Source organism: Epilithonimonas hispanica (assembly GCF_003385395.1).
GTDB classification, from domain to species: domain Bacteria; phylum Bacteroidota; class Bacteroidia; order Flavobacteriales; family Weeksellaceae; genus Epilithonimonas; species Epilithonimonas hispanica.
On the sequence record NZ_QNUG01000077.1, the window covers coordinates 1 to 7,290 of the forward strand.

9 protein-coding genes are annotated in these 7,290 nt (G+C 35.2%); all 9 read left to right on the plus strand.

Translation table 11 applies throughout. The features are described 5' to 3' along the window. The coding region (locus DRF58_RS17460; protein ID WP_262510781.1) for a helicase-related protein at window positions 1–1,321 on the plus strand (1,321 nt) is incomplete at its 5' end. 211 nt (window positions 1,322–1,532) lie between these two features. Further along, window positions 1,533–1,913 carry a hypothetical protein gene (locus DRF58_RS18480; RefSeq protein WP_157450498.1) on the plus strand — a complete coding sequence of 127 codons (381 nt, stop codon included), beginning with the start codon at window positions 1,533–1,535 and terminating at the stop codon, window positions 1,911–1,913. Window positions 1,914–2,006: 93 nt separating this feature from the next. After that, window positions 2,007–2,891, plus strand: coding sequence for a DUF3347 domain-containing protein (locus tag DRF58_RS17470; protein ID WP_116037202.1), 885 nt, complete (start codon window positions 2,007–2,009; stop codon window positions 2,889–2,891). Window positions 2,892–2,910: 19 nt separating this feature from the next. Beyond that, window positions 2,911–3,423 carry a DUF305 domain-containing protein gene (locus DRF58_RS17475; protein ID WP_228454764.1) on the plus strand — a complete coding sequence of 171 codons (513 nt, stop codon included), beginning with the start codon at window positions 2,911–2,913 and terminating at the stop codon, window positions 3,421–3,423. Window positions 3,424–3,463: 40 nt separating this feature from the next. After that, complete coding sequence (locus DRF58_RS17480) at window positions 3,464–4,126, plus strand: DUF3347 domain-containing protein (RefSeq protein WP_028123602.1); 663 nt, start codon at window positions 3,464–3,466, stop codon at window positions 4,124–4,126. Further along, window positions 4,127–4,597: a heme-binding domain-containing protein gene (locus tag DRF58_RS17485; RefSeq protein ID WP_028123603.1), complete on the plus strand. Its 471-nt coding sequence runs from the start codon at window positions 4,127–4,129 to the stop codon at window positions 4,595–4,597. A 90-nt stretch (window positions 4,598–4,687) separates the two neighbouring features. Beyond that, window positions 4,688–5,740 (plus strand): HAD-IC family P-type ATPase, encoded by a 1,053-nt coding sequence (locus DRF58_RS18980; RefSeq protein WP_262510782.1) that lies wholly within the window; start codon window positions 4,688–4,690, stop codon window positions 5,738–5,740. Beyond that, on the plus strand, window positions 5,652–6,728 hold the full coding sequence (locus tag DRF58_RS17490) for a heavy metal translocating P-type ATPase (RefSeq protein ID WP_262510783.1): 1,077 nt from the start codon (window positions 5,652–5,654) through the stop codon (window positions 6,726–6,728). Before DRF58_RS18980 ends, DRF58_RS17490 begins: the two co-directional genes overlap by 89 nt. Before the next feature lie 79 nt (window positions 6,729–6,807). Further along, the coding region (locus tag DRF58_RS17495) for a multicopper oxidase domain-containing protein (RefSeq protein ID WP_245955586.1) at window positions 6,808–7,290 on the plus strand (483 nt) is incomplete at its 3' end.

Sequence of the window (7,290 nt, forward strand, 5' to 3'; positions counted from 1 at the left end):
TGATCTGACAAGAGAACAATATGACCTGCTCAATGAAAATTTCAGTGAAACTGAAAAGGGAGCAATTCTTACGCATATTCTTAACGCCCGACTGATTGCAATTTCGCCGTACCTATCACCATATTATGATGGAGAAGAGCCTTATGTAAAAGAATTTATAGAAAATTCTCCCAAGCTGAAACAGACGATGGATTTAATTCATCAAAATAAAAAAGACATTCCGGAATCCGGACAAATCATTTATTCTGAATTGGCGGTTGCTCAATTTCCAAAACTAAAAGAATATCTCATTAAAGAAATCGGTTACAAACCTGAAGAAATAGGAATTATTACTGGAGCGACCAATAAAAATCAGAGAATTTCTATTCAAAATGATTTTAATGAAGGAAAAATAAAAGTGGTTATTGGAAGTGAGGCCATTCAGGAAGGAATGAACCTTCAGGAACAAACAACAGATGTTTATATGCTTACATTACCCTATAATTTTACTTCACTCCGACAAGTGGAAGGACGAGCGTGGAGACAAGGAAATAAAAACGAAAATGTGAGAATCAATTTTATGCTGGCTAATGACAGTATCGATGTTTTTATGCTTCAGAAATTACAGGCTAAACAGGCAAGATATTTAGAGGCAATGAAAAAAGGTGCTGATCTGCTGGATATATCAGATATCAGTACCCAAGAACTTAAAACATCCATCATCACCAATCCTGAAACTCGAGCCAATATCGAGATTGAACTGATGAAGAAAAGAATTGAAGTCGAGAAAAATAAATATTTAGCTGATAGTGCTTTTGTGCTAAGAAAATACGAAGATGTTTTGAAAGTAAAAGAGTTGGTGACCAAAGCTGAACATTCTTATAACAGGATTGAAGGTTATTCGAAAAATGGCGATGCAAATGCTGACTATTGGAAAAAAGAATTGCCATCTTATCAAAAAACTATTGAACTTCATAAAGCTCAAGTTCAAGAAGTAATTGAAAATTTAGCTCAGAAAGGAATAGATGTTTCTCAAATTGAATTTCAAACCAAAACTACTGAAGATAAAATTGCAGAACTGGATAAAAAGCTGGAGGAACTTACGGAAACGAGGGAGAATTTAGTGACATTGTATAAAATAGAAAAGGCTGAAATGCTTAAAGCGAATGAAAATAGGGATTATGTGAGGGAAAGGGAAGATGAGAATAGAACTCTCTATAATATTTTAATAAAGGCTAATTCTATTAATGATTTTAAAACTAAAAATTCTTTCGGTATAACAATAAACGAAAATGAAGATGCAAATTTGAAAGATCTCTCAACTGTAATCAGAAAAAGGTAAATGAATCTTATAAATATAGCTAAAGTATTTTGTAAGTCATAGTATATTTCAGATCACTAGTGTAAGCAGATTATTATTAAAACATAGTTAGAGGGGGGGGAAAGGATCACCTAAATTAAATACTCTGCCTCTGGTGCTTAGAATACGATTTAAATAGAATAAAATATAGCAATTTAAAGAATTTATTCATAATTTTGTAGCGTTGAAAAATTTGAGTAAACATATCAGCTTTGTCATTTTATTGTGTTTGGGCTTTTTCCTAATGCCAAACATAACCTATGCTTGTGCTAAAAAAGCAGTTAAGACAGAGCAAAAGTCCTGCTCAAAAGAACAATCCAAAAAATCAGAAGATAAAATCAGTTGCAAGGACAAGTCCTGTGAAAAATGCAACGATGGTCACGGCTGCAACGGTAAATGTAAACACAGTTCTTGCAAATGTAGCATTTCTTCATCTTCATTTGGTTTACCAATACTTATAGATATAAAAACAGAAAACCAGTTTGCAGAAATTAAAACGCAAAAATTCGGTTTCAAGCAAGCCTATTATTCATCGGGCTTCCATTCCTTTTGGCAACCGCCTAAAATAGGTTAAAAAGATGGCTTGTACGCCACAGTTATGTCTTGTCGAAAGCTAATATTAGTTTTCGTAAAACTCTCTATCCCTTAATAATTTAAAAAATTCAAAATGAAGTCAATATCAAAAATATTGATCGTAATCACCGTATTACTATCAGCCATAAGCAGTTTTGCCCAAATTAAAAATGCAAAAACAGAAACAGTGAAAGTATATGGTAACTGTGAAATGTGTAAAACCACAATCGAGAAAGCAGGAAATGTAAAAAATGTAGCCACAGTAAATTGGAATAAAGATACCAAGATGGCTACAATCGACTACGATAGTAAAAAAACAAATCAGGATGAGATTCTGAAACGTATTGCTTTAGCAGGGTACGACAATGAAAAATTTTTAGCACCTGATGATGTTTATGCAAAGTTATCAGGTTGTTGCCAGTATGACAGGGAACTAAAACCAATTGCCACATCTAAAGATGCAGGTATGGATATGAAAGCTGATCACGCTAACCACAACACCAAAGAAATGCCAGCCACAAATATGGCAACTACCCAAAATGAGCCACAACTGAAAGCTATTTTCGATAACTATTTTTCAGTGAAAGATGCTTTGGTAAAAACTGATGCAGGCACTTCATCTGCAAAAGCTGCTGAATTATTAAAGGCAATAAAAGCTATAGAAATGACAAAACTTTCCAACGAAGAACATACCGTCTGGATGAAAATAATGAAAGATTTAACTACTAATGCAGAAAAAATTGCTGTGGCAAAAGATGTTAACAAACAAAGAGAATTTTTCGCTTTACTGGCTAACAATATGTACGAATTAGCCAAAGTTTCAAAACAGGAAACACCTGTTTATTATCAGCATTGCCCAATGTATAACAATGGCAAAGGTGCAAATTGGTTAAGTAAAGAAGAAGCCATTAAAAACCCGTATTACGGTTCTCAAATGCTCACTTGTGGCAGTGTACAAGAAACTATTAATAACAAATAAAAAAAATGTTATGGAAAGTATGAAAAATCAACACGGAATGCAACATACGCAAAAGAGTGCAGAAAATGACCATAATAATTCTTTAGCAATGTACAAACGCTTTGCTGTAATGGCTGTTGCAATGTTTGTAGCAATGTACTTTATTATGTATGCTATGATAGACGGATTTGATAATCTTATTCCGAACATCAATAATTTATATATGACCCTGCTGATGATTTCGGCAATGCTGGTTATTGAATTATGGATAATGAAAGGAATGTATGAAAACAAAAAAATCAACTGGTCAATCATTACAGTTTCCCTTGCAGTTGGCATCTTTTCTTGGTTTGGTATTCGAGAACAATTATTTGTTGGTGATAAGGAGTTTGTAAAAGGAATGATACCACACCACGCAGCGGCAGTACTAATGTCCGAAAAAGCAAACCTTACCGATCCCGAACTAATACAGTTGCAAAAAAACATACTCAGAACCCAAGCACAAGAAATAGAATTTATGAAGCGGAAGCTAAATGAATTTGAAAACAAATAAATAAGATAAATTCTTTTAATGATATCAAAATTTAAATAAAATGAAAAATATAATTTTCTCAGTCATTACATTAGTAACAGTTGCAGCGGCAACAATTTCCTGTAAGCAATCTTCCAATAATAATAGCGACCAGCAGGCCGATGATAGCACAGTGATAACTAGAACCCAAGATTTGTCGACAGCAACACAAAATGATACAGCGCCTTCCGTTACTTCAAGAGATACAGTATCTCAAAAGATGGAAAAGTCTGCTTCAAAAGAGCAGACACAAAACTTCTCTATTGAACCAATTGTAAAAGATTATCTGGTTTTAAAAAATGCACTCGTTGCAGATAATGACAAAGTAGCTGCTAACGCAGGGAAGCAATTATTTACAACTATAAACAATGTAGATATGAAATCAATAGCCGCAAACAAGCATAAGGAGTTTATGGACATTGCGGAGAGTGCAAAAGAAAATGCTGAGCATATTGGTGACAACGCGGGAAAGATAGACCACCAAAGAGAGCATTTAGCAATGTTGAGTAAAGATGTTTCAGACCTTATCGTATTGTTTGGCACAACTCAAAAAGTTTATCAGGACTTCTGCCCAATGTATAATGATGGTAAAGGTGCTGTTTGGATTAGCGAAGCTAAGACAATAAAAAATCCTTATTACGGTAGCAAGATGCTTACTTGTGGCTCTGTAAAAAAAGAGTTCTAAATGAAGAGAGTATTAAAGATAATGTTGGCAATAGTGCTGTTTATTTTTATTGCAATACAATTTTATCAACCTGCCCTTAATGTAAATAAAGGGCAGGTTTACACAACCGATTTTTCGAAAGTTTATACAGTTCCGCCGAATGTGCAAAACATCTTACAGAATGCCTGTTACGATTGTCATAGCAACAATACCAATAATGTTTGGTATTCCAACATTCAACCAATTGCGTGGCTGATGAAGAAGCATATTGATAATGGCAAAGAAAAATTAAACTTTAGTGAGTTTGGCAGTATTACTAGTCGAAGGCAAATAAGTAAATTGAAAGGAATAGCAAACCAAATTAAAGACGAACAAATGCCTTTAGCTTCTTATAAAATAATGCACAGAAATGCACAGCTTTCAATGGAGCAAAAAAAAATGATAGTGGATTGGATGAACAAAACAGCAGACAGCCTTTCAACAGAAAATTAAATACAATGCGAAAAATTAAACAAATATTAATCAGCATTTTTAAAGCAATCTTTATTCATAAACAGGATTGTTGCAAATGAAATTATTTATATGGAACATCAACATACAGAAAATAAAGAAACCCGTGCAGGGCATAAAATGAGCAATATGCATCATGGAGCAAACCCATCAATGGAAATGGCAGGACATAACCATCATGCCATGATGATAGCCGATTTTAAAAAAAGGTTTTATGTCGTGCTCATCCTAACCATTCCAATCATGTTGCTATCAACCATGATACAACATTTTATAAAAGTTGATTGGCAGTTTGCAGGTTCGCAATACATACTCTTTGCATTGTCAACCGTTGTGTTTTTTTATGGCGGCTTTCCATTTTTAAAAGGATTGGTTGACGAAGTAAAAGCAAAGAACCCCGGCATGATGTTTTTAATCGGCTTCGCCATAACAGTTGCGTACATCTACAGCGTTGCAATTGTGTTTGGGTTACAGGGCATGGATTTCTTTTGGGAATTGGCAACCCTTATACTCATCATGCTTTTGGGGCATTGGATAGAAATGAAATCTGTTGCAGGTGCATCAAAAGAATTAGAATTATTGGTGCAGTTAATGCCAGCCGATGCACACATGGTAATGCCCAACATGGTGCATGATGTAAAAACCGACACACTAAAAGAGAACGATATTATTTTAGTAAAGCCAGGCGAAAAAGTAGCAGCAGATGGAATAATATTAGAAGGCGAAAGCTACCTGAACGAAAGTATGCTTACAGGCGAAAGCAAACCAGTACAAAAAGTAAAAGGCGATAAAGTAATTGCAGGTGCAATCAATGGCAACGGTTCTATAAAAGTTACCGTTACCCATGCCGCAAAAGACTCTTACTTATCACAGGTTATCAAATTGGTAGACGATGCACAAAAATCAAAATCACAAACGCAGCTATTAGCAGACAAAGCAGCAAGATGGCTTACGATTATAGCATTGGTTACAGGCATTGCCACATTTTTATATTGGTATCTTACAGGGCAATTCATTGGCTTTTGCAATGGAAAGAATGGTAACCGTAATTGTTATTTGCTGCCCTCATGCTTTGGGTTTGGCAGTACCATTGGTTGTTGCAAAATCAACAGCATTATCAGCTAAGAATGGTTTACTTATTAAAAATCGTACAGCGTTTGAAAATTCAAGAAAAATAACCACTATCGTTTTTGACAAGACAGGAACATTAACTGTAGGAAGATTTGAAGTGTCAAAAATTGTTTCGCTGCAAAAAGAGTTCAATGAAAATGAAATCATTCGCCTTGCGTCTGCATTAGAACAAAAATCAGAACATCCCATTGCAACAGGCATCTTGCAAAAAGCAAAAGACCTATCGATCACCGTTCCTGAAACGGAAAACTTTAATGCCATAACAGGCAAAGGGGTTGAAGCAACGGTTGAAGGCGAAAAAATATTGGTAGTCAGTCCGGGATATTTAAAAGAAAATAATTTAGCAATTCCCGAAGGCTTTAATGCCAACGATACGGAAACGGTTGTGTTTGTAATCGTAAATAATGAGTTGGCAGGTTATATTGCTTTGTCAGATGAAATTCGACCTGAAGCTGCCGAAGCAATAAAGACCTTGAAAGAAAATAATATCAAATCTATTTTACTTACCGGTGATAATAACAAAGTAGCAAAAAGTGTAAGCGATGTTTTGGGTATGGATAGTTTTATTGCCGAAGTATTACCACATCAAAAATTAGAAAAGATAAAAGACCTGCAAAGCAATGGCGAATTCGTAGCTATGACAGGTGATGGCGTAAACGATGCACCAGCACTGGCAATTGCAGATGTTGGTATAGCAGTTGGCAGCGGTAGTGATATTGCAGCCGAAACCGCAGGTATTGTTTTAGTGAACAGTAACCCTAAGGATGTTGTAAATCTTATTTTATTTGGCAAAGCCACCTATCGTAAAATGATACAGAATTTAATTTGGGCTACGGGTTACAATGTAATCGCATTGCCTTTGGCAGCAGGTGTTTTGTACAAGCAAGGCATATTGTTAAGCCCAGCCGCAGGTGCGGTTTTAATGACGGTTAGCACAGTCGTAGTTGCAATCAATGCAAGTTTTTTAAAAGTAAAAAAATAAAATGAAAAAGATAACATTAATAATATTCATCGTTGCAACGTACACCTGTGCACAATCACAGGATATGAAAGGTATGGATATGACTAAAAAAGAACAGGTTCAACAGGCAACTTATACTTGCTCGATGCATCCCGAAATTCACGCCACAAAACCAGGCAACTGCCCAAAGTGTGGTATGAAATTGATAAAAGAAAAGGCTAAAACGGTAAAGCAGTCATCAAACAAAAAAAATGATGAAATGCAGATGCCTCCAAAAGAGCAGCCGAAAAAGGTGGACAAAATGAACAATATGTCTATGCAAAAAGAAAAGCCTCAAACCGTAAAAAGAATTGTAAACACAAAACCTCCAAAAACAGTTCGATACGAATTATATGTAACAGATACACTAGTAAACTACGCAGGGAAAGAAAAGAGAGCTATTGCCGTAAATGGTCAAATACCTATGCCTGCACTCACTTTTACAGAAGGCGATACAGCCGAAATTGTCGTACATAATCAATTAAAAGAAAGTACATCATTGCATTGGCATGGCGTTTTTTTACCCAATAAAGAGGATGGTGTG

Bases quoted from the DNA above. Each gene is read 5' to 3' on its own strand.
- DRF58_RS17470 (WP_116037202.1), top strand. From the start codon at position 2,007: ATGAAGTCAATATCAAAAATATTGATCGTAATCACCGTATTACTATCA.
- DRF58_RS17475 (WP_228454764.1), top strand. From the start codon at position 2,911: ATGAAAAATCAACACGGAATGCAACATACGCAAAAGAGTGCAGAAAAT.
- DRF58_RS17480 (WP_028123602.1), top strand. From the start codon at position 3,464: ATGAAAAATATAATTTTCTCAGTCATTACATTAGTAACAGTTGCAGCG.
- DRF58_RS17485 (WP_028123603.1), top strand. From the start codon at position 4,127: ATGAAGAGAGTATTAAAGATAATGTTGGCAATAGTGCTGTTTATTTTT.
- DRF58_RS18980 (WP_262510782.1), top strand. From the start codon at position 4,688: ATGGAACATCAACATACAGAAAATAAAGAAACCCGTGCAGGGCATAAA.
- DRF58_RS17490 (WP_262510783.1), top strand. From the start codon at position 5,652: ATGGTAACCGTAATTGTTATTTGCTGCCCTCATGCTTTGGGTTTGGCA.